The following is a 21,227-nucleotide window of genomic DNA, read 5'->3' as shown; positions in this document are numbered from 1 at the left end:
TATGTTTGTTTTCTTTGTTTCAGGTTTCAAGTTCCGTACTTGTGCTCAGCTTTGTCAAAGTTTAAAACTTTGACAAAGCTTCATTCTGAAATACTGTTTTAAAATTAACTGAGATAATATCTTGTAACTCATTAATTCTTATATTTTTATAATCTGCTGCTAAATTGTAAACCTGTTTGATACTTTCCTCTACCGTATCAGTTTCCAGAAAAAAACGATCGTTTGGAATTTGTTCGAAAACCGTTTTCAATTCCGGATTTCTCAATAAATATTTTCCAAACGAAAGATAAAATCCATCCTTAATAAGCTGATTTGCAGTTTGGGCATTTTTTGAAAAACCATGCACAATCATCGGAACTGAAATTTTCATTTCTTTCTTGATCGCGGTTATTTCCTGAAAAGCCGCAACACAATGAATTACAACGGGTTTCTTATATTTTTCGGCTAAAGCCAATTGTTTTTTAAAAACTATAATCTGCTCTTGTAACGGAATATCAATTCGTTTATCCAAACCACATTCGCCAATAGCCAGACAATTGTTGGTTTGCAATTTCTCTTCAATAATTTTCAAATCGGCATCAACTCTGTCTCGTACAATATACCAGGGGTGAATTCCGACAGAATAAAACGGAATTGCAGCATTAAATTCCTGCGGATATTGATTAACCAGTTCTAAAATATCAGGCTGGTTTGTAAATTGATGCGTATGAAAATTAAAGAATTCCATTAATGAAATGTTTTAACTCCGGCTTTAACTTCTACTTTCAAATCATTTTCTAAAGGAACCAATGGACATGAATACTTGTGATTATAAGCACAATACGGATTATAAGCCTGGTTAAAATCGACTGCAATTGTATTTCCCTTCGGAATTTTCAAATCAATATATCTTCCTCCTATATAACTTTCTTTACCGCTTGTTAAGTCAGAAAATGGTAAAAACAAATGATCTTTGTATGCTGCCGTTTTAGAAAGTTCGATATTTCTGTAAACGTTCAATTGCAGGGCAACACCGTTTAAGGTAAAATACAAAGTTCCGTATTTAATATATTGTGGAGTTCTTGTTCCTGTAGTTTTCATCTCAAAGACTTTTTCATTCTTTGCTTTTACAAACTTTGCATTCACAAAATATTTTGCATCTATAGGATAAAAATCTAAAGCTTTAAAAGTCTTTAAATCTTCTTCCATAAGCGGACTAGTCTTAGGATCAGCATATTCTGAGTTTATTGTTTTCTGAAATTTTTCTGTTTCTTTCTGATCAAATTTTTTCTGACCGAAACAAAAATTAACCAGTAACAATACTAAAAAAGAAATTACATTTTTCATCTTTGAAATTTTATGCAAAAATAGTTTAAAAGTAACAAAGCACCAACCGCAGGAAGTGACAAAGTTTCCTAACTTTGTTGCAAATACATATTTATAATGCTCAGAACTGCTTTTACCCACTACATCAATAATTTTAGAGGATTTTCAAGAGAAATTTGGATTCTTACCCTGATCACTTTTATTAATCGTGCCGGTACAATGGTACTTCCTTTTTTGTCAAAATATTTAAAGGAAGATTTACATTTTACTTACAATCAGGTGGGTTGGATTATGGTTTCTTTTGGATTAGGATCGATGTTAGGTTCGTGGTTAGGAGGAAAACTATCAGATAAAATCGGGTTTTATAAAATCATGATATTTAGTTTATTTACAAGTGGGGTTTCGCTATTTCTTGTACAATATATTACCACATTTTGGGCGCTATGCGGTGCTATGTTTGTTTTAATGACTATTGCAGACATGTTTCGACCTGCAATGTTTGTTTCTTTGGGCGCTTATGCAAAACCCGAAAATCGTACCCGCGCATTGACTTTGGTACGTTTAGCAGTAAATCTTGGTTTTGCTGCAGGACCTGCTTTGGGAGGTTTGATTATAATGGGAATTGGTTATCAGGGGCTTTTTTGGGTTGATGGTGCATCTTGTATCATTTCGATTTCCATTTTTGCTTTATTGGTTAAGGAAAAGAAAAAAGTAAACCACGGTGATAAAATGGAAATTTCGACAGAAATTAAATCGGTTTTTCACGATCGTATCTTTTGGGTTTTCTTGTTTGTGAGTTTTATTACGGCAATGATTTTCTTTCAATTATTTACGACTTTACCTTTATATCATAATGAAAAGTTTGGCTTAAGCGAATTTCAAACAGGATTATTAATGACTTTAAACGGACTCTTGATCTTTGCTCTTGAAATGCCAACTGTTGGTTTTATGGAGAGAAAAGCTTTCCCTAAAATTAAAATCATTATCCTGGGATCGTTTATTATGGCTTTGAGTTTCTTTTTACTACTTATTAATGTATGGGCTGGTATTCTGGTTATTAGTATGATTTGTATTTCGATTGGAGAAATTCTAACATTTCCTTTTTCGAATGCTTTTGCTTTAAGTCGTGCTCCACGTGGTCAGGAAGGTCGATATATGGCACTTTATACTATGAGCTTTAGTTTGGCTCATATCGTAAGTTCAAAAGTTGGTTTCGAAATAATTTCTCGTTTGGGTTATCAAATCAATTGGTTGTTTATGGCTTGTATTGGTGTTGTTGCTACTTTTTGTTGTTTCTGGATTAGGAAAGCTTTAGTAGACGAGAAAATTAATTAAATACTGGTTTGTGTGATTTTACCGCAATGCGTTAAGTTTATTTTTTATAGAATATGTTAAAAGACAATGCTTTGTGGGATTTTACCGCAAAGTGCGCGAAGATTTACGCAAAGTTCGCTAAGTTATTTTTAAGGTGATGTGTTTATAAACACAAAGTTCGCAAAGCTTTTTCAATACAAAGCTTTGCGAACTTTTTTTATTTTATAAAAACACTTTCAAATAGAAACTTTGCGTACTTTGCGGTAAAATCTCATTAAACATTGAAAATCAATCAATTAAACTCGTATTTCCTATACTTAAAACATAATCAAACGTATTTTTTAGTTAAATAACTAAATTTATAGTTGTGTAACTAAAAAAATAGTTGTAGGTTTGAATTAAAATTAGAAAACATGCAAAAGTTAACCAATAAGGAAGAAGAGATCATGCACATTTTATGGAAGCTTAAAAAAGCTTTTGTAAAAGAGGTTCAGGCAGAAATTACTGAAGATCAACCACATTATAACACACTTTCGACAATTGTGCGTAATTTGGAAGAAAAGGGATATGTGGCGCATAATGCTTTTGGAAACACACATCAATATTATCCAATTGTGAGTATTGAAGATTACAGAAAAGGATTTATGAGTACTGCAATCGACAACTATTTTAATAGCTCTTACAAAAGTATGGTTTCGTTTTTTGCTAAGGAAGAAAAAATTTCTGCTGATGAATTAAGAGAAATCCTTAATATGATCGAAAATCCTAAAGAAAAGTAAGAAAAAAATCAACCAAAATAAAATAACCTTTTTATGGAAGCACTTTTCATATTTGTCGCAAAATCAAGTGGATTATTAATATTGTTTTATCTTGCTTATCATTTTTTATTACGCAAGGAAACATTCTTTAATAGTAACAGATGGTTTTTACTAATTGGTTTGATAACTTCGGTTGCATTGCCCTTTTTAGTTTACACCAAAGTTGTCTGGGTTGATCCTACTCCACTGCCAAATTTTAACTATTCACCAACTTACGTTCCACAAAGTATTGAAAAAGAATCATTTGTGATAGACTGGAATTTAGTATCTCTTGCTATTTATGCCATTGGATTTTTGGCTTTTATGCTAAAGTTTGCTCTTGATTTTTATAGTTTAAATTCGGTTTTAAAAGGTAAAAAAGTACAACAACAAGCTGATTTTAAATTTATTGACATCAAAGAAAATATTGCGCCTTTTTCTTATTTCGATTATATCGTGTACAACTCATCAATGTACAGCGAATCTGAATTAGAGAATATTCTGGAACATGAAAAAGTGCATAGTGATCAAAATCATACTATTGACGTTCTAATTTCGAGAATCTTTTGTGTCCTTTTTTGGTTCAATCCAATCATCTGGCTGTACAAAAAAGCGATTTTACAAAATCTTGAATTTATTGCCGACAGCGAAGCCACCAAAAAAATATCCGACAAAAAAGCGTATCAATACACGCTTTTAAAAATAACAACACACGAATCATGTGTTGCAATTACCAATCATTTTTATCAATCATTAATCAAAAAACGAATTGTCATGTTAAACAAAAATCAATCAAAAAAATGGAATTATTGGAAGTATTACACCATTATTCCGGCACTTGTAGCCTTTGTATTTTTATTTCAAATCAAAGTTATTGCACAAGAAAAAGAAAGTAAAGAAAAAACAGAAGTTGTTGAGAAAACAGATCCTGTTGATGTTTACAAAATTAATAAACATACAACAGATCAGGATCTAAAGGAAATCGCCGAAGAGTTAAAGGAAAACTACGATGCTGATGTTGTTATTTCGAATGTAAAAAGAAATTCAAAAGAAGAATTAACATCTATTAGAATCGATATCAAAAAAGAAAATGAAGAAACCCAAACTCTTCAGATTGAAGGAGATCAAGCTATTAAAAAATGTGGAATTGTCGTATCTGTTGAGAATGACGGTTCTAATAAAATAGGTATACTTACGGATGATGCAATTGATAAACCAATAAGTATTGAAAATCGTAAGATTGAGATTAGAGAAATTAGAAATCAAGTGGGTGAAGTAACTTCTCCGACACCTCCGACACCGCCAACAATGCCAGTGTTTCCAAACGGGCCAATGCCTCCCGCTCCGCCTATTGACATGTCTAAAATGCCAAAAGCACCAAAAGCGCCAACCAACCATAACGATAAAGCAGCCATGAAAATTTTTGAAAAAGAATTGGCTGAATTCGAGAAAAAAATGGAAGCATTTGAACCTGATATGTCTGCTTACGAAAAACAAGTAGAAGAAATCATGGCAAAACGTGAAGCCATTTATGACAAAGAAATGGCAAAATATGATCTTGCTATGGAAAAGTTTGATGCTGATATGGAAAAATTCAATCAGTACGTAGAAAAAACATACGGCTCAAGCAGCGACGAATATGCTAAAAACATGGGAGAGTATGAAAAAGGCATGAGAACTTATGAAAAATATATGAGACAGCAAGAAAGGGATATGAGAAAAGCTGAGAAAAATAAAAAATCATAAGATTTATTAAAATGAAAGAAACATTTTTTATTGCAACAATATTGTTCATTTTAAATTTATGTTTTAGTCAGAAAGAAATGAACGGAACAAAACTGAATATTGATCATTGTATCAAAAAAGTAATAGAAATAAAATTAAAATAAATAATATATGGAACCAGTGAACAAAACACTGGTTCTTTTTTTAGCTTTTATTTTTCTGTTCAAAAAATTTAACCCAATATTTCTTTAAAAACGAAACAAATATTTAATACGAGAGTCTTTTAATTATAAACTAGCACGAATCTGTTAAATAGAACATTAAGTCGAAATCAAATGAAAAAAATAATTTTAATAGTACTGATAAGTTCTTGTTTATCTTGTCTGGCACAGAAACAATTAAATAACTTATCCGAAAAAGAAATTGTGGCATCAATGGATAAAAATGCCACAATTTTATTAGAAAATTCCAAAGCCAATTCCGTTTCTATTGGTATTGTAAAAGATGGTAAAACATTTACCAAACATTATGGCGAAATAGATAAAGGAAAAGGAAATCAAGCTACCAATAATACCGTTTTTGAAGTTGCTTCGATAACCAAATTATTTACCGGATTATTAATGGCTCAAGCCATTACAGAAGGAAAAATAAGTCCGGATGACGATATTAGAAAATACATAACAGGTTCATATCCTAATTTGGAATATCAGGGAAACCCAATTAAAATTAAAGATCTGGTTTCATTTAGAACCGGGTTTAATAAAGATTTACCGGATAATTCAAAATTCAGAAATAATCCAAGCGATAGCAGTTATCTTGATTTCAAAAAAATGGATGAATCCTATTCGAGAGAAAAATTCTTTGAAGATTTAAAAACAATAAAGCTGGATACTTTACCGGGAACTAAATTTAAATATAGTAATGGAAGTGTACAATTGGCTGCGCATATGCTGGAGAATATCTTTCATAAAAGTTACGAAACACTTTTGAAAGAAAATATTCTGTCTAAACTCAATATGACATCGACATTTTTACATCCTGATAAAAATACCATTATTGCAAATGGATATAACGGTAAAATCCAAATGCCAATGCTGTCTGATAATCTTTGGGGAGCGGCAGGATATTTAAAATCTACTTTAGGTGATTTAACCAAATTTATTGCTTTTGAATTGAATACAAAAAATAAAATAGTTCTCGAATCTCAAAGAAATCTATCAAATTCTGATAGTGATTTTAACGGTTATTTTTGGGATGGCATACAAGTTGACGACAACGGAAAAAACTGCTGGAAACACGGAGGAGCTTTTGGAACACAAAATATGTTTTTGGCTTATCCTGAACGTGGTTTAGGAATTTCTATTATTGTAAATATCAGTAATGAAAAAACAGCAAATGCATTAGGAAATGCCATAGTAAGCTTGTCCCACGATTTATTGATTAATGAAAACAGCAAAAAAGAAATTTACGGTTATAAAATTAGTAACAACAATGTTGTTTTTACTTATCAGCATGATAAGGCGCTTGATGCTAGTTTAGTAAAAAGTGTTTCAATTGCCGGCTCTTTTGACAATTGGAACCCGAAGGATCAAAAGTATCAAATGGTTCGAAAAAACAAAGATACTTTTGAGATTTCAATTCCAAAAAGCCAATTTGAAAATGACAAAATCCGTATGTTCAAATTTGTTATCAATAAAACGGGTTGGATCGAAGCTCCTGAAAATGCTTTAAATGTTGAAAATGGGCCAGATAAAAATTTGCTTTTGAAGATTGAATAAAATGTCTATTTGAATCTTTAGAAAAAAAAATCCCAAATAAAATTAACTTTTTACAATCTTAAAAATGAAAGAAACTTTTATTATATCAACTCTCCTATTGACTATTAATTTCTGTTCTGGTCAAACAAAGGAAACGACTACAAAACAAAAAATAGATGCATACATTAAGGATGTAATAGCAATCAATGAAATTCCTGGTGCAGCTTTGGCGGTCATAAAAGATGGGAAAATTATTTATGAAAACTATTATGGAAAAGCTTCTTTGGAAGAAAATAAACCAGTAGATCAAAATACAATATTCAAAATTTTCTCGACATCAAAACTAATTACGAATGTTGGCATTTTTCAACTTATAGAAAACGGAAAATTATCTTTAGAAGATGAAATTTCTACATATTTAGACAATTTACCCAAAGAATGGCAAACCATAAAAGTCAAGAATTTATTAACTCATTCTTCTGGTTTACCAGATATTATAAAATTTGATGACATACCAATTACATTACCATATGATAAAAGAATAGAATTATTGGCAAAAAAGCCAATGGAATTTTCTACCGGAAATCAATACAGTTATAACCAGACAAATTATTTGTTTTTGGCAAAAATTATAGAAAAAATCACTGGTTTAACGTTTGATCAATATATTTTGCAAAACCAATTTTCGAATGTAAAATCGGGTGTTTATCTTTCTTCTAACTTTGGAGAAGTGTTTCCAAATAGTGCTTATAGATACTTTTTTAACAGGCAAACCAATACATATGAAAAAAGTGTTACAGACAGCGGCAAAGATTCTCATTCTTCAAATGGAATAAATATTTCTCTTACGGAATTTATTCGATGGAATCAAAACCTGGATAATAATAGTTATTTAAAAAGCGAAACAAAGCACATTATGTGGGAACCTTTTCAATTTAAAAACAAATACAATTTTGGATATGGATGGGGAATTTATCCTGTAAATAATATTTTTACTTATGGATTTAGTGGCGGAAATGAAACTGCTTTCAGAAAATTTACCAAGAACAATTTGACTGTTATCTTTTTATCAAACGGACATAAATATTCTGGTGTTCAGGATCAGGTTGTTACTCATGTTGCCGGAATTGTAGATCAGGCTTTATATGACGAATATGCCATTACAGATGAAAAAATAACCTTCGATTTTTTAAAACTGGATTTTAATAAAGCAGAACAAAATTATATTGCTATCAAAAAACAACATCCTGAATGGAATTTTGAAGAAAGATTAAATACCATTGGTTATGCATTAATGACTTGCAAAAGAATTAATGACGCCATCAAAGTTTTTGAATTAAATACTAAAGAAAATCCACAATCCGGAAATGCTTATGATAGCCTTGCAGAAAGTTATTTTACTGATAAACAATTTGAAATTTCTAAGCAAAATTACCTGAAATCATTAAAATTAGCACCTGACAATAATAATGCAAAAGAGATGCTGAAAAAAATAGATACCATTTTAACTAAAAAATCTTAAACCTGTAACTCAAAAAGACTTTGCCGAAACGCAAAGTCTTTTTTTATATCTTTGACGAAAATTAACCCACCATGTATAAAATTTTAGCCAAAATAAATAAACTACTTTTACCAAGCTTCACTAAGCAGGGTTTGGATATTGCTAAAGCAAAAAAATGGCAAATGGCAATTATTGGTTACCGTGCTTATGTAACGAAACGTGCTTTGGGATAGTTTATAATCCAATATTTTTGTAAATGTTGATTTATTTTCAACACAGCTTTCTATTTGAATAAATTAGAAAAATACATCTTCTTAAGCTTACTACAAGTTTGCGTTCATCATAATTTTCATGAAAAATAAAGAATTCAACATTCCTCCTGTTCCGGCGGTACTTTTAGCTATTATTAGTGTACAGTGTGGTGCAGCCATTGCTAAAACCCTTTTCCCTACAATAGGCGCAGCAGGAACGGCATCTATACGAATTGGGATTTCGGCTTTGATTTTATTATTGGCTTACAGACCAAATTTAAAAGCAATTACACGTGAGCAATGGAAAATTGTAGTTCCGTATGGTTTAGCATTGGGATCCATGAATTTGATATTTTATTTAGCAATAGAAAGAATTCCAATTGGTTTAGCGGTGACTTTAGAATTCATCGGACCGCTTTTGGTCGCCATAATTGGATCAAAACGTTTAATAGACTATTGTTGGATATTATTGGCCGCGGCAGGAATCGTTTTAATTGCACCATGGTCAAATGAAAGAATCGATCCGCTGGGCGTTTTGTTTGCCCTTATCGCCGGAGGTCTTTGGGCTGCTTATATTGTTTTGGGCGGAAAAATATCCCGAATAATGAATGATGGTCAGGCTGTTTCTACCGGAATGTTATTTGCAGCGATTTTAATATTACCATTCGGTTTTTACGAAAACGGATTGGCAAATCTTACTCCAAAACTTTTCGGAATGGGTGTTGCGCTTGCTCTTCTGTCGAGTGCTATTCCGTTTACTTTGGAGATGAAAGCTTTGGGTCAGCTTCCTCCACGAACTTTCAGTATTTTAATGAGTTTAGAACCGGCAGCAGCCTCTATTTGTGCTTTTATCTTTCTGCAGGAAAACTTAAGTTTTTACGAAATTCTGGCTGTTTTTTGTGTTGTTGCTGCTTCTGTAGGATCTACATTAACCGCTAAGAAATAGATCTTTTAAATTCCAATATTTTAAAATCCAAATTCCAATTTACTTTTGTGAAATTTTACAGAATAAAAAATTCCAAATTCCAATTTAAAAATTGAGATTTGGAATTTTTTAAATTTGGAATTTAAAATTATTACATTTTTGGCAGTAAAACTGTATCTACAACATGAATTACACCATTAGATTGGTTTACATCTGCAATAGTAACTTTAGCTTTGTTTCCGCTTTCGTCGCTAATGTATAAATCTTTTCCATCCATCCAGGCTGTTAAAGTTCCGCCACTTACAGTTTTAAGAGTAGCTTTTCCTTTACCCGCTTTAATTGCTTTTGCAATATCAGATGCATTCATTTTTCCTGCAACAACATGATAAGTTAAAACAGTTTGTAATGTTTTGATGTTTTCTGGTTTCAATAATGTCTCAACAGTTCCAGCCGGCAATTTGTCAAACGCGGCATTTGTTGGGGCAAAAACGGTGAATGGTCCTTTACTTTGTAATGTTTCTACTAATCCTGCAGCTTTTACAGCGGCAACAAGTGTAGTATGATCTTTTGAATTAACTGCATTTTCAACAATATTTTTATTTGGATACATTGCTGCTCCACCAACCATTACTGTTTTTTGTGCGAAAGATGCAAATCCAAATCCTAATGTTAAGATTGCTACGGCTAAAAATTTTCTAGTTTTCATAATTAATATTTTAAGTTATAAGCTCATTTACGCCGTAACAATGGTTTTGGTTTTGCTAAAAAAATAAAAAAGATAAAATATTATTGTAAAATCCTCAAAATATACTGTAAAACAAGACTTTAATAGATTAAATTATTTTTGAAATATTTTAAAAACCAACTCTGTTTTGCTTCAATTTTATTATTAACTTTCATAAAAAATTAATCATTTATGGAAAATCTACCCAAAAAAGTAAGAAGTAAAAAGTTAAATACACGAGTTGATTTAACGGCAATGGCTAGCGTTTCTTTTTTATTGATTATCTTTTTTATGGTAACAATTGAGTTGGCGAAACCGAAAATGATGAACTATTACTTGCCTAATTGCTATGATGAAGTTCATGATATTGGTTGCAATAAACCAGATGAAAATCGTATTTTAACTTTGTTATTGGACGAAAACGATAAAATGATATCTTATATGGGAATTTTAGAATCTCCTATACAAATGCCCAAACAGATTAAATATGGGAAAAGTGGAATTCGACAAGAACTATTAGATAAAAATCGTAAAGTTCATGAGTATTCGGCAAATATGGGAAGACCTCAGATTGGTGTTACAGTTATCATAAAACCAAGTAATAAATGTAATTTTAAAAATTTAGTTGATATTTTAGATGAATTACAAATTACGGGTATAAAGTCATTTTCAATTGTAGATTATTATACACCTGAAGAAACAAAATTATTAGCTTTAAAATAATCTAAACTCTACATTCTAAAATCTAAACTTATATCACTCCCATTTTCTGCATTAAAAAAGTAGCGCTTTTGTTTTTGCAAATACCCGGACGCAATTTATAATCAAAATGGAGTTCATTATTTTGAATTTCGACTTCAAAACATTGGTTCGTTAAAGTAGCAGGATATTCATTGGCTGTTAAGCAAACTTCGATATCATGTGTGGCGATCGCCCCTATTGCTTTTTTTACAATAATCTTTTTTACGACTTCAATAGTTCCGTTACGTTTATCATCAGAATTTGTTCCTCTTAAAATTTCATCTAATAAAACAAAAGCCGGTTTATCTTCAAGCGCATCCATAATTTGTTTCAAACGCTTTATTTCGGCAAAAAAATACGATTCGCTATCCGCCAAAGAATCTGATAGTCGCATTGAAACTAAAACTGGAAGTGGATGAATGTTAGCCTTTGAAGCACAGACAACAGAACCTATTCCGCCTAAAACCATATTAATACCTAAACTTCTTAAGAAAGTACTTTTTCCGGACATGTTTGAACCAGTCAGAATCATGAAAGATTGCGGATAAAAATGAGTGTCATTCCCTACTCTGGTCGCAGGATTTAATAAAGGATGGCTCAAATCTGAAAATTCAATTTTGTATTCAGAATTAATTTCCGGAAAAACAAAATCAGAATTATTATATGCCAAATTCGCCAAGCTATTTAAAGCTTCAAATTCACCAATAATAGCAATCCATTTTTCCAGTTCATCAGAATAGTTTTCTTTCCATTTTAAAAGTGCTTTTAAAACGTGGAGATTAAACAAAAAAGTTCCGTTGAACAAAATAGCGGTAACAAAGTTGCTAATTGTATCCATTCTCGAAAACAGTTCTGATAAATCTTTTAGATGTTTGCTTGCAGTTGCATTTTTAAAAATAAGCTTTTGCTGCAAGTCAATTATTTTTTTAGACTGAAATTTTTCCGTTTCAATTTTCTCCACCAATAAACTGTATTGTTTGATGATTTTATCAACATTGTCTGCTTTGGCAATTTCTGATTGAATTCGTTTTAATGATCTTCCTAAAACAATCATATTGGCTATAAAAATATAAGTCAGATACGATAATAAAATTGTTTTTGAAGTGATAAAATAGGCAATTAACGTTCCGAAAAACAAAGTTGGAAGAATAATTGAAAGTGCAAGTAAAATTTTAGATAAGGTATTATTTTTAAATGAATTCCAATGAATTATAGAATCATAAGAGTTTTTAGAATCATTGCTCACCATTGCCAAAGCTAAAAACTCCTGCCTCCAGTCTATTTTTGTTTTAAGCTCATTAACGGCTTCCTGATTTTCTAAAATAGTATCATTAGAAAACTGTTGTAACAAGTTATTCGCCAATGTTTTTTTACCGATAAAAGTCGCTGTTCTGTTTAGATTCTGAAACAAGGAATGTTCTCCAAAAATATCTAAATCGTATGCATAAGGATGATGAAAATCATTGAATTCTATTCCGTTTTCAAAAGGAATTTTTTCTCTTTTAAGAAAGAAATTTCATTTTTATTAATTTTTAAAAGTGCCGTTGTAAGCTGTTTTTGAAAAGACAAACGCGAATGAATTCTCATCAAAAAGATAAAACCAACAAAAGATAGAAAAGCAAAAGCAACGTACAGGATTACATTTGTTTTGATGTAATAAAACAACAGAAACAAACAAGCAAAAATGCTTAAAAGCCTTAGTAAACTTAAACTATTGTATCTTTTATTGATTTTATTAAGAAGTTCCGAATAATGCGCAACTTTGTCTTGATATGAATTCATTTTATTGATTTGATGAAATACAAATATAGGTTTTAGATCATAAAATCAATATTAAAAATGGACCGAATTTAATCTTCATGCATAATTAAAACGGGTACTGAAACCTCTTTGGTTATTTTTTTGAAAAACTGGATTCGAAAATACTTTCAAAAAAAGATCTTTTATGCGTTATGGTCGTCAATATATCTATGTCTTTATAAAGTATAAAATCAAGAATAGTTTCTTTGACTTCATCACTCGGTAAAACTAGAAATTCAATGTTTTCGCCGGCAAATTCTTTTTCCCATTCTTTAATGGTAACATCAGAAACATCTGAATTTGAGGTTTTAACGTATAAACTTTTTACTTTGGCATTTGTTTTTTTGGCAATTTTCAATACTTTTTTCAGTTCTTTTTTATCTTTTTCACGGTAACGGGTTGTAAATCCAATTGTTTTAATTTTCTTGAATTTAGCATCAACAGGAATGCATAAAACAGGAACATCAACTCCGGAAATTACAGAATTTGTGTTTGATCCGAGAAAGAATTTTGTCCAGTCAGAAGCACCTGTTGTTCCCATAATTACAAAATCAATTTGATCTTCTTCAACGGCATTTTTCAAATTGTATAATAAATCACCATCCATCAGGCGGTGTTTTATCACTATATCGCTCAAATTTCGTTCGGCCGCAATAGTTTTTAATTTTGGGATTTCACCTTTGAACATTTCAAATTTTGCCAACTCTATGGAGCTGTAAACTGTGGCATAATTTTCAGGGAAAAATTGGCTATCGTATACCGGAATCTCAAAAGTATGTAACAAAATAAGCTCGGCATTCACAATTTTTGCAAATTCTAATGCATGTACAAACGCATTTGTTGCTGCGTCAGAAAAATCGGTTGGAAATAATATCTTTTTCATTCTGTTTCAGTTTTATAAAGTTCTTCTCTCAAATTTAATCATTCTAAAAACAAAACACCCTGATAATTATCAGTATTTTAACATTAAGATATGGGGTAAATAGTGCTTTTGCGAATGAGTTCCGGTTTCGGAAATTTGTGCCTTTTTTTATACCTTTGCACCATGATAAATCAAGATTCTATAGTTGCATTGGCAACACCATCCGGAGCCGGGGCTATTGCTATAATCCGAATTTCAGGTTCTGAAGCAATCACTATTGGAAATTCGGTTTTTAAATCGATTAAAAATAAAGATTTAACCAAACAAAAAACACATACCCTGCATTTGGGTCATATTGTTGATGATGTAAAAACGCTGGACGAAGTTTTGGTTTCTGTTTTTAAAGGACCCAATTCTTATACCGGAGAAGATACTATCGAAATATCCTGTCACGGATCAACTTATATTCAGCAGCAAATTATTCAATTATTATTGAGAAAAGGCTGTAGAATGGCCGATGCAGGAGAATTTACATTGAGAGCTTTCCTGAACGGAAAGCTGGATTTATCACAAGCCGAGGCTGTTGCCGATTTGATTTCATCTGATAATGAAGCTTCACATCAAATTGCGATGCAGCAAATGCGTGGTGGTTTTAGTAATGAAATTGCCAAATTGCGTGAAGAACTTTTAAATTTTGCGTCTTTAATTGAGTTAGAATTAGACTTTGCCGAAGAGGATGTAGAATTTGCAGACAGAACCCAGTTTTATGAATTATTAAACAGAATTGAATTTGTTTTAAAACGTTTAATCGATTCATTTGCTGTTGGGAATGTTATTAAAAATGGAATTCCGGTTGCAATTGTTGGTGAACCGAATGTTGGGAAATCTACTTTATTAAACGCTTTATTAAACGAAGAACGCGCTATTGTTTCTGATATTGCCGGAACAACCCGAGACACTATTGAAGATGAATTGGTTATTGGCGGAATTGGTTTTAGATTTATTGATACAGCCGGAATTCGCGAAACTAAAGATGTTGTAGAAAGCATCGGGATCAAAAAACTTTCGAAAAAATTGATCAGGCGCAGGTTGTTATATTTTTGTTTGATGGTTTCAAGTTTCAGGTTTCAGGTTCTGACTATATTGTAGAAATTGAAAAAGTTAAAAATAAATACCCTCTAAAACCAATATTAGTTGTGGTAAATAAGGTGGATTTATTAAGTGAAAAAGAAATTGAAACTATCAATGAAAAACTTGAAACTTTAAACTTGAAACTTTTAAAGATTTCAGCTAAAGAAAAAATTGGTGTTGACGAATTAAAGAATGAATTACTTTCTTTTGTAAATACGGGAGCGTTGCGAAATAATGAAACTATCGTAACAAATACAAGACATTACGATTCTTTACTTAAAGCTCTGGATGAAATTACAAAAGTGAAATTCGGTCTGGAAACAAATCTTTCAAGTGACTTAATTGCTCTTGATATTCGTGAAGCTTTATACCAATTTGGGCTTATTACAGGCCAGGTTTCTAATGATGAATTGCTGGGGAATATTTTTGCTAATTTTTGCATCGGAAAATAACAGGACAGAATAATTTTGTGATTTTTTTCAAGACGAGACAGGTAACCTTACACCAAACCAGGTACATCAATACAATATAAAAACAGAAAAATTATGGAAGAATTATTATGTAAAAAGCCCTACTATTGTAAACCAATAGCAGGACTAAAATATGACTGTAAATCTATTTTAGGATTAAGTATAAATATGTAAACTTTTTTCAGGACGAGACAAGGGTATTTTGGATAACAATGACTAGTATTCATTTTTTGATGGGTTTAAAATTCTAAAGATAAAAGTTATTCCCATATGCGACAGAAACCATTTTTTTGAATCTTAATCTTTCTCTTCTTTTTTCCATTTTTTAATAAAATAATATTCCAATACTATTACAAATATAGAGGTAACACTTAAAGCTATATAATCATTGGTAGTGAGATATCCCTTTTTGCTATATAACAAGTATATTGAATAGAATATTCCAATTACAGAAGCTATAATTAGAATTATTATTTTATTTTTTGTTTTCATTTATTCTATTTTATTAATATTTAAGTTTTCGAATTCTTCAATAATATTATCTAAAGTTTCTTGTGTCCAACCATCAAAACCTCTTCCTATTCCAACTATTTTCTTCTCATTTTTATAAAATCTCAATTCATAAGATTCAATACCTCGCGCACCTATTTCGAGTTTATATGAGAAACTAAGCTCTTTTTGGTTAATTTCTTTACAATAGCTATTTACTAACAACTTTCTATAGTAAAAATAAATAGAATTTTCAATTATCACAATTTTATATAAAAAAGGCTTCATAAAAAAATAAAAATTTCTAATCCCACAATAAGAATAAAAGATATAAAATAAACTATAAGATTAAACCCTGTGGTAACTAAGAAAAAAAGGAATTAAATACTATACCGATTAATAAAAGTTTTAATGATATTGATGAAAGACTTAATTTGAAAATCATTTTTATTCTTTTGTTATTGTTTCATATCCCGATACTCCTCCTTGGATTAATGCATTTGCATCTAAAAAAGCATCAACAGTATTTGCTCCATTCTCTACCGCTTTTTCTCCTCTACTTAATTGTTTCAAAGCATCAACTGTGCCCATTACATTTCCTCCTTTTCCCATAGTTCCAGGTATCCAGCTTGCCATTCCCTCAACAAAAGGAGCGTACTCGCTACCTGTTTGTCCTGCTATAAGTCCTGGAATAGTACTATACTGATGAAGAACATCACTTGGCTTCTCACTAAATGAATCAGCCATTTGACTAATTCCAATTGACACTTCACCAATTGTAAAGGGTAGTGCAAGTCCAGAGGCTCCACCAGTTTCAGGTATTGCGGTAACTGCACCAACTGTTCCAACAACTCCAAAAAATGTATTACTTAATCCATTCATAAATAGATTATCATCACTCCATGGTTGCATTGCAGGTCCGTACTCACCAGATGGTACATAATTATCTTTATTTCCTCCAACATTTACATTATCTAGTTCTATAGTATTACCTATATTTTTAGCTCCAAACATCCCAAACCATGTTGTTGTCTTAGAATCATACACCCAACTTCCATCTTTATCTGAATGTACAGTTCCCGTTTTTGCATCAAATCCTACAGGCGGATAAGCCATCATTCCATCTGGGTCAATAAAATACACTGGATTATCAAGGGCATATGTGTAAGGACTAAATTTACGAGATTTTTCAGCTAAGGGATCAATATTCATCCATCGACCGAGTGCAGGATCATAATTTCTAGCTCCGTAGTCGTAGGAGTTCAGCCCCAGTTCGTCTTGCAGTTCCTTGCCGTTGTACTTATACTTCTGCGCCGTACTATTTCCTTTAGTTATATTATTAACATAATTATATCCTTTTTGCTTTAATCCAAATGGGTAATAGTTGTTTTCTTCCTGAATTACAAGATCTTTATCATAACTTAAACGAACGTTACCTAAATGGTCTTTGTATTGGTAAATATAATCAAAAGCTCCTGAATTATAAGAGATGTACCCCTCAGGTTGAGAGAAAAATTTCAGTTGGCTATTTTCATAGATAAAACTACCTGTATAATCAGTTATTATGCCATTTACAATCTTTTGCTGTTTTGTTCCTGTCGCATCATAATAATATTTTATGTTCTGGCCGTTTATTGTCATTTCATCAGGCAGATTCAAATGATTGTAACTTATGGAGGTAATTCCTTTATTGGTATCAGTTTTCATATTTCCATTGGCATCATAGGTATAATCTATCGATGGGTCATCTCCTGAGCCTATAAAATCATCTTTAAATCCATATGTTTTATTCCCTAAATCAGATACAATTTGGAGTTTATTGCCATTGTCATAGCTATAAGTAAGATTATCCATTTCGCCGAAATGTGAAGGAATATTAATATTAGGAACTGTACCTCCTCCAACTATTTCTCCATTTCTGTTCAGATGCATGATATTTCCATTTTTATCATAACTAAGACTTTCGTTAAACTTATTTAAATTATCAGCTGCATTTCTCAGCCTGTTCAGCTTATCATATGTATAGGTATAGTTTTTAATGCTGGAATCATCATTTGCTGTTTTCCAGAAAGTTTGGCTTATGTTTCCGTTAAACAGTTTTTTATTAGGATCGGCAATATCATTATATTTAATTTGAAAAGCGAACAAATCACTTCCCATAGCATTTATATCATTAATATTTTTAAGCCAACCCCTAATATTGTATTTGTAATCTACTGTTTGTAATCGGCTTTGCGAAGCTTTGTTTCCAATTCCTTTGCTTACTAACTGGCCTAATTCATCATAGGTGTTAATCGTAATAACTTCTGGGTCAACCGCACTATTTATAGACTGAGTCTGCCTGGTCAGTCTGCCTGCCTGATCATATTCATATTTATCAACAATAGTAGTTGTAACACTATTTTTAATATTTGTTGATGTTGTTTGTTTTACTTTCCCCTGAAAGTCAAATTCACTCTTTACGATGCTTGTCGAATTTAAGTAATCATTTTTGCTGTAATTGTAAAAAGGCCTGCTCTTGTTATCATAATAACTCCAGCCCGTGATCCAGTTATTAGTACTTAGAATGCGGATTCTACTTCCTGTCGAAAGTCCTTTTACATTTGTAATAGCACCCAGAGAAGAAATATCTGTCGGCATAACATCAAAGTTATAATCGTCGTAATAATGTATGGTAAATAAATTAATATTAGCATCATTAATATTAGGGAAAGCATTATTACTATAGTAAACAATTGTACTGTTTATAGTATTGGCAGTTTGTTTTTGCTCGAAAAGTGTATTATTTTCATCAGCAAAAGACTGTATTAAGGCACGGGTCGTTTTTACTGTATTTTTATATTCACCTGTATATACTACTCTGTCAAAAACGTCATATTTAGTAAAGAGCCATTTGTTTTCAGTTCGTAAGTTAGCATCCTGAGTCAAAATAGGTTTGTCTTGTTTGTTATAAATAATATATTCCCAATCTTTTCCAGGCAGTTTCTTTTCAATCAATCTGTTTCTTTCGTCATATCGATATTGATAACATAAATTATCTAAAGTGCTTTGACTGCCATTGTCTATAACCGCAGAAAAAGTACTGCCTGATTTGGCATGAAATCCGTCAGTTAATCTAATATAATTAGATGCTTCTAAATTTAAAGCAGGGCTGCCAGGCTCAACAACTGCAGAAGATTCTATATGATCGTCTATATTTACCGAATCAAGAAGATCAGCAGCCTTAGGAGGAATCACAAAACTCAGATTTCCAAAATCATCATAAACATAATACGTATCATGTTTTTTGTTGGTTGTTTCTGTTCCTACAATTCCATAAGTTCTTTTTAAAACAACTTGGCCTTCTTTGTTTTTAAATTCTACTGTTGCCCCTTCCGCTTCTGTAGAATTTGTTACAGGATTTGCCGTAGAGTTTTCATCAAAAACAATGTTTTTAGAGAGCATAGTCTGAGCGTACGACCCTGATTTTTTTAATTTGGGCACATATACATTATTTTCGATAACAAAATCTACTGCGAACAGTTGTACTTCCTCAGGAGCGTTTGTCTTATAATCCATTTTTATCTCATGCCCCTGACCTATCATCCAGTCTTTACCTGGAGCTGCCTGTTTCAGAACGCGGTTAAGCGGTGAGGGCTCAAAATCTTTTTGAGAATAAGGATTCGATGCTGCCGGATTGATATCTGCCGGAAAATGACTCGCATAATAAGTTTTGGTTGCTAAATCAATATCTGCTGTTCTAAATGCACCACAGCTATTTCCATCAGTATAAGGCAGATATTCCTTGTCCTGTCTTCCATAATCATCATAACCTATATGTGTTATAAGGTCAACATTATTGATTCCCCCGGCTCGTATCTCTATTTTCTGTCTTGGCCTTCCTATGCCGTCATAATAAGTTATGGATTCCTGTTTTTGATTGTTAGCAAGCACATTAATATCCGTGCTTTCTATTAAAGGAACAATAGTATGAACATAGCTCTCTTCATTGCTAATACCATCACAATTAAAAGGCTGCAAATTAATAAAAACATCTGCAGAGGCTGGAGAGATGCATCCCGAGTAATTCGTTACCGTAAAATTATGCACGATACCAGCTTTCAGTCCTGTTATATTGGCAACAGGACCGGAACCAATAAAATTACCAGGATTTATTCTCCAGCCATTTGGTAAACCTGTCAAAATAACACTTCCTGTAGCAGTACTTAAAGTAGGATGTGTTATTGTACCTACAATTGGCGCAGTAGGTGTAACTGGCTGTGAATTAATAGTGAAAGACGTTAAAGGAGATGAAATATTAAATTCAGATGTCGCTTTTATGGTGTAGCTGCCTTGTGGTGCTAAAACCTCTGATCCTAATATACTTACATCCATTGATGGAATCACAGTATAACTATAGGAAGAATTATAATTGACAATTGTGAATTTTCCTTTACTGTTATTACAATCCGGCTGTATGATATCAGTCAACACAGGAGCATCTAAGATAGATGATTGTGCATTAATGACCACATTTGCCGAAGCATTTGACGTACATCCGGAAACATTTGTAACTGTAAAATTGTAAGTAGTAGAAGGATTTAATCCCGTTATGGTTGTTGATCCACCTGTTCCTGAAATATTTCCGGGATTGATAACCCATGTGCCAGAGTCTGGAAGACCTATCAAAGTGACGCTTCCGGTTGGGGTTGTTACAGTAGGTTGTGTTACATTGTAAATTGTTGGGGCAGGAACACCAACAAAATATTGTACACTGCTCGATTCATCACTCCAAATACCATTTGCACGTCTGGCTCTCAGGTAATATTCAGTACCCGATGTTACAGTTATAGTGGATGAGGAATTGGCCGTACTGGTTCCTGATGGGGTAGTCTGCCAATACCAGGTAATATCCTGCCCGCTAGTTCTTATATTTCCCGGGGGTCGTTTCTTTGCAGGACAACCTGATTGCATCCCGAACTTAATACAATTGGAGTATCTGGAGTTGCTGGGGTTGGAAGTACAGTAACATTTAGTTCTGCATAATACTGATATGATTCATCCCGCCTTTGATACAAAACATATACTTTTTCCTGATTTGGTGTTCCATCCCAATATACTTCGGCATCCGGTTGATAACTTTCATTTACATATGTTAAAACAGAACCATCATCCACTATCATCCAGTTGTAATTATAATATTGAGATATTGAAGGAGTATAATTGTCCATAGCATCTTTTAGATAATAGGTAACAACATCCCCATAATGAACAGTCGTGGGACCTTCTAAATACAACTGGCCCGTTACCTGTGCCTGAATTTTTGATGAGTTAAAGAAAATAATCATCACCAAAACTACAAAAACCAACGTGTTTTTTATCTTATTATGTGTCATTTTAAAAGTTTAAATTTTACAATAACATGCCGCAGCTCCTGACATCATGTGTCAATAGTA

Annotated in this window: 17 protein-coding genes and 1 pseudogene; 9 read left to right on the top strand and 9 right to left on the bottom strand. The window is 32.0% G+C overall.

Annotated elements, in window-relative coordinates; translation table 11 throughout:
• Positions 1–61 precede the first annotated feature (61 nt).
• Both ACZZZT_RS14835 and ACZZZT_RS14830 read right to left on the bottom strand, forming a co-directional pair.
• Positions 62–727, bottom strand: a complete 666-nt coding sequence (locus ACZZZT_RS14835) for a TatD family hydrolase (protein ID WP_463460967.1) — start codon at positions 725–727, stop codon at positions 62–64.
• Positions 727–1,326, bottom strand: a complete 600-nt coding sequence (locus ACZZZT_RS14830; protein ID WP_463460966.1) for a DUF1684 domain-containing protein — start codon at positions 1,324–1,326, stop codon at positions 727–729. The genes ACZZZT_RS14835 and ACZZZT_RS14830 overlap by 1 nt, the downstream gene beginning before the upstream one ends.
• Positions 1,327–1,422: 96 nt before the next feature.
• On the opposite strand from ACZZZT_RS14830, the gene ACZZZT_RS14825 reads away from it, so the two are divergent.
• The 7 genes from ACZZZT_RS14825 to ACZZZT_RS14795 all read left to right on the top strand — a co-directional run bounded on the left by ACZZZT_RS14825 (position 1,423) and on the right by ACZZZT_RS14795 (position 9,596).
• Positions 1,423–2,640 (top strand): MDR family MFS transporter, encoded by a 1,218-nt coding sequence (locus ACZZZT_RS14825; RefSeq protein WP_463460965.1) that lies wholly within the window; start codon positions 1,423–1,425, stop codon positions 2,638–2,640.
• Between the two features lie 392 nt (positions 2,641–3,032).
• Positions 3,033–3,398: a BlaI/MecI/CopY family transcriptional regulator gene (locus ACZZZT_RS14820; RefSeq protein WP_042566894.1), complete on the top strand. Its 366-nt coding sequence runs from the start codon at positions 3,033–3,035 to the stop codon at positions 3,396–3,398.
• Between the two features lie 33 nt (positions 3,399–3,431).
• The gene (locus ACZZZT_RS14815) at positions 3,432–5,162 is read left to right on the top strand and encodes a M56 family metallopeptidase (RefSeq protein ID WP_463460964.1); all 1,731 of its coding nucleotides are present in this window, start codon (positions 3,432–3,434) and stop codon (positions 5,160–5,162) included.
• Between the two features lie 314 nt (positions 5,163–5,476).
• Positions 5,477–6,919 carry a serine hydrolase gene (locus ACZZZT_RS14810; RefSeq protein WP_463460963.1) on the top strand — a complete coding sequence of 481 codons (1,443 nt, stop codon included), beginning with the start codon at positions 5,477–5,479 and terminating at the stop codon, positions 6,917–6,919.
• Positions 6,920–6,983: 64 nt separating this feature from the next.
• Positions 6,984–8,420 (top strand): serine hydrolase, encoded by a 1,437-nt coding sequence (locus tag ACZZZT_RS14805; protein ID WP_463460962.1) that lies wholly within the window; start codon positions 6,984–6,986, stop codon positions 8,418–8,420.
• A 71-nt stretch (positions 8,421–8,491) separates the two neighbouring features.
• Positions 8,492–8,632 carry a hypothetical protein gene (locus ACZZZT_RS14800; protein ID WP_042566890.1) on the top strand — a complete coding sequence of 47 codons (141 nt, stop codon included), beginning with the start codon at positions 8,492–8,494 and terminating at the stop codon, positions 8,630–8,632.
• Positions 8,633–8,750: 118 nt separating this feature from the next.
• Positions 8,751–9,596: an EamA family transporter gene (locus ACZZZT_RS14795; RefSeq protein WP_463460961.1), complete on the top strand. Its 846-nt coding sequence runs from the start codon at positions 8,751–8,753 to the stop codon at positions 9,594–9,596.
• A 130-nt stretch (positions 9,597–9,726) separates the two neighbouring features.
• On the opposite strand, the gene ACZZZT_RS14790 is transcribed toward ACZZZT_RS14795, so the two are convergent.
• Positions 9,727–10,281, bottom strand: a complete 555-nt coding sequence (locus ACZZZT_RS14790) for a fasciclin domain-containing protein (protein ID WP_318800575.1) — start codon at positions 10,279–10,281, stop codon at positions 9,727–9,729.
• Between the two features lie 210 nt (positions 10,282–10,491).
• On the opposite strand from ACZZZT_RS14790, the gene ACZZZT_RS14785 reads away from it, so the two are divergent.
• On the top strand, positions 10,492–11,022 hold the full coding sequence (locus ACZZZT_RS14785) for a biopolymer transporter ExbD (protein ID WP_463460960.1): 531 nt from the start codon (positions 10,492–10,494) through the stop codon (positions 11,020–11,022).
• Between the two features lie 28 nt (positions 11,023–11,050).
• Here ACZZZT_RS14785 and ACZZZT_RS14780 read toward each other — a convergent pair whose 3' ends face one another.
• The 3 genes from ACZZZT_RS14780 to ACZZZT_RS14770 form a co-directional block, all read right to left on the bottom strand.
• Positions 11,051–12,451, bottom strand: coding sequence for a MutS-related protein (locus ACZZZT_RS14780; protein ID WP_463460959.1), 1,401 nt, complete (start codon positions 12,449–12,451; stop codon positions 11,051–11,053).
• 59 nt (positions 12,452–12,510) lie between these two features.
• Positions 12,511–12,822, bottom strand: a complete 312-nt coding sequence (locus ACZZZT_RS14775) for a hypothetical protein (protein WP_463460958.1) — start codon at positions 12,820–12,822, stop codon at positions 12,511–12,513.
• Positions 12,823–12,934: 112 nt separating this feature from the next.
• Complete coding sequence (locus ACZZZT_RS14770) at positions 12,935–13,723, bottom strand: universal stress protein (protein ID WP_463460957.1); 789 nt, start codon at positions 13,721–13,723, stop codon at positions 12,935–12,937.
• Positions 13,724–13,885: 162 nt separating this feature from the next.
• Between ACZZZT_RS14770 and mnmE the strand changes: the two are divergent.
• A pseudogene (mnmE, locus tag ACZZZT_RS14765) lies at positions 13,886–15,285 on the top strand (tRNA uridine-5-carboxymethylaminomethyl(34) synthesis GTPase MnmE).
• A 510-nt stretch (positions 15,286–15,795) separates the two neighbouring features.
• Here mnmE and ACZZZT_RS14760 read toward each other — a convergent pair.
• The 3 genes from ACZZZT_RS14760 to ACZZZT_RS14750 all read right to left on the bottom strand — a co-directional run bounded on the left by ACZZZT_RS14760 (position 15,796) and on the right by ACZZZT_RS14750 (position 21,167).
• Positions 15,796–16,080 (bottom strand): hypothetical protein, encoded by a 285-nt coding sequence (locus ACZZZT_RS14760; protein ID WP_463460956.1) that lies wholly within the window; start codon positions 16,078–16,080, stop codon positions 15,796–15,798.
• Between the two features lie 159 nt (positions 16,081–16,239).
• Entirely contained in the window at positions 16,240–20,745 is a 4,506-nt protein-coding gene (locus tag ACZZZT_RS14755; RefSeq protein ID WP_463460955.1) for a DUF6443 domain-containing protein, read from the bottom strand.
• Positions 20,700–21,167, bottom strand: coding sequence for a hypothetical protein (locus ACZZZT_RS14750; RefSeq protein WP_463460954.1), 468 nt, complete (start codon positions 21,165–21,167; stop codon positions 20,700–20,702). The genes ACZZZT_RS14755 and ACZZZT_RS14750 overlap by 46 nt, the downstream gene beginning before the upstream one ends.
• Positions 21,168–21,227: the final 60 nt, after the last annotated feature.

Source organism: Flavobacterium sp. AC274 (genome assembly GCF_979258275.1).
Note: the sequence above shows the minus strand (reverse complement) of the source record. Positions and strands in the feature narration are given on the sequence as shown.

What these genes read in the sequence shown, in the direction of transcription:
- ACZZZT_RS14835 (WP_463460967.1), bottom strand. Translation starts at nt 727, where the DNA reads ATGGAATTCTTTAATTTTCATACGCATCAATTTACAAACCAGCCTGAT.
- ACZZZT_RS14830 (WP_463460966.1), bottom strand. Translation starts at nt 1,326, where the DNA reads ATGAAAAATGTAATTTCTTTTTTAGTATTGTTACTGGTTAATTTTTGT.
- ACZZZT_RS14825 (WP_463460965.1), top strand. Translation starts at nt 1,423, where the DNA reads ATGCTCAGAACTGCTTTTACCCACTACATCAATAATTTTAGAGGATTT.
- ACZZZT_RS14820 (WP_042566894.1), top strand. Translation starts at nt 3,033, where the DNA reads ATGCAAAAGTTAACCAATAAGGAAGAAGAGATCATGCACATTTTATGG.
- ACZZZT_RS14815 (WP_463460964.1), top strand. Translation starts at nt 3,432, where the DNA reads ATGGAAGCACTTTTCATATTTGTCGCAAAATCAAGTGGATTATTAATA.
- ACZZZT_RS14810 (WP_463460963.1), top strand. Translation starts at nt 5,477, where the DNA reads ATGAAAAAAATAATTTTAATAGTACTGATAAGTTCTTGTTTATCTTGT.
- ACZZZT_RS14805 (WP_463460962.1), top strand. Translation starts at nt 6,984, where the DNA reads ATGAAAGAAACTTTTATTATATCAACTCTCCTATTGACTATTAATTTC.
- ACZZZT_RS14800 (WP_042566890.1), top strand. Translation starts at nt 8,492, where the DNA reads ATGTATAAAATTTTAGCCAAAATAAATAAACTACTTTTACCAAGCTTC.
- ACZZZT_RS14795 (WP_463460961.1), top strand. Translation starts at nt 8,751, where the DNA reads ATGAAAAATAAAGAATTCAACATTCCTCCTGTTCCGGCGGTACTTTTA.
- ACZZZT_RS14790 (WP_318800575.1), bottom strand. Translation starts at nt 10,281, where the DNA reads ATGAAAACTAGAAAATTTTTAGCCGTAGCAATCTTAACATTAGGATTT.
- ACZZZT_RS14785 (WP_463460960.1), top strand. Translation starts at nt 10,492, where the DNA reads ATGGAAAATCTACCCAAAAAAGTAAGAAGTAAAAAGTTAAATACACGA.
- ACZZZT_RS14775 (WP_463460958.1), bottom strand. Translation starts at nt 12,822, where the DNA reads ATGAATTCATATCAAGACAAAGTTGCGCATTATTCGGAACTTCTTAAT.
- ACZZZT_RS14770 (WP_463460957.1), bottom strand. Translation starts at nt 13,723, where the DNA reads ATGAAAAAGATATTATTTCCAACCGATTTTTCTGACGCAGCAACAAAT.
- ACZZZT_RS14760 (WP_463460956.1), bottom strand. Translation starts at nt 16,080, where the DNA reads ATGAAGCCTTTTTTATATAAAATTGTGATAATTGAAAATTCTATTTAT.
- ACZZZT_RS14755 (WP_463460955.1), bottom strand. Translation starts at nt 20,745, where the DNA reads ATGCAATCAGGTTGTCCTGCAAAGAAACGACCCCCGGGAAATATAAGA.
- ACZZZT_RS14750 (WP_463460954.1), bottom strand. Translation starts at nt 21,167, where the DNA reads ATGACACATAATAAGATAAAAAACACGTTGGTTTTTGTAGTTTTGGTG.